Genomic DNA, 1,122 nt, shown 5'->3' with positions numbered 1-1,122 from the left:
TCTCGACCGTCCGATCGCAGCCGAGGCTGCCGACACCGTGGTCCTGGTCGTCTCGGAACTCGTCACCAACGCCCTGCGCCACGGCGGCGGCACCTTCAGCCTGGACCTGACCGCGCACCCGGACAGCATCGCGGTGGCCGTGCACGACCGCAGCCCGCAGGCGCCGCGCATGCGTACCCCCGACCTGAACGGCGGCACCGGCGGCTTCGGCTGGCCCATGGTCAACCGCCTCGCCCGCGCCACCGCGGTGACCCGCCGGACGGCCGGCGGCAAGACGGTAAGCGCCCTTCTCGCCCGGTAGCGCCAAGGCGCGGGCCCCGACCGGGGCCGGCGGCCTTCCCGGGGAGCGGAGCACGTACTTGGCACCAACGGCTCTACCACCGGCCCTCACAGCCGGAGTTCTGATAGCTGGAAGGCTGCTGCCGGTCGTCTCGTGCATGTATCCACCGCAGGCCAGACTGCCTGTGCCAGGTAGTACGGGGCAACGAGAGCGGCGGCGATGACACTCCGCAGAGCAGACTTGATCATCTGCTGTTGATAGCGGCCGGCCGCGCCATGCGGTGACTGCACTGCCAGTCACTCGTGTGAGGGGAACAGTCGTACCGGAGAAACGAACGTGCGCTCGCCGATGTGCAGATCACCTCTTCGGTCGACGTCGACGGGCTTCAGCCCGCCGACCAGGGATCGCCGACCGCGGCCGCGCCCCAATCTGACCCGCCGCGTCACGAATCCACGAGGTAGGTCTTCTCGCCCATCATCAGGGGCGCGTCGGCGGGGCCTTTGATGTAGGGGCCGCGCCAGATCACCCGGTGTTCCTGACGGCTGGGGTACCACTGCCTCACCTTGTGCATCCGTACCGGCCACCGATGGTGGTACACCCGCTTCGTCTCCCCCACTGGGTCCGATGGACGGGGCGAGGACGCGGCGAGCCGGATCACCCGTACGTCGGGGTCCTGTGGCTCAGAGGGCGTTCTGTGATGGTTCGGCGGTTTTCAGGTTGAGGTGGTGTCCGGTGCGGGCGGAGCCGGTCGGGGCAGGGTGAACAGGCCGGGCTCGGGTTCGGTGAGGAGGCCGCGGTTGACCAGGCGTTTCAGTTTCGCGCGGGTGCCTTCGGTGTGCCGC

1 protein-coding gene is annotated in these 1,122 nt (G+C 69.3%); it reads left to right on the top strand.

Features of this window, described 5'->3' with window-relative positions:
• Positions 1-301, top strand: a 301-nt coding sequence (locus AB0D14_RS45010; RefSeq protein ID WP_362791344.1) for an ATP-binding protein, incomplete at its 5' end; no start/stop codon positions are given.
• Between the last annotated feature and the right edge of the window lie 821 nt (positions 302-1,122).

The sequence above is a fragment of the Streptomyces sp. NPDC048484 genome (assembly GCF_040651415.1).
Taxonomy (GTDB): domain Bacteria; phylum Actinomycetota; class Actinomycetes; order Streptomycetales; family Streptomycetaceae; genus Streptomyces.
The sequence above is the reverse complement of the archived record's forward strand: the minus strand, read 5'-3'. Positions and strand labels throughout refer to the sequence as shown.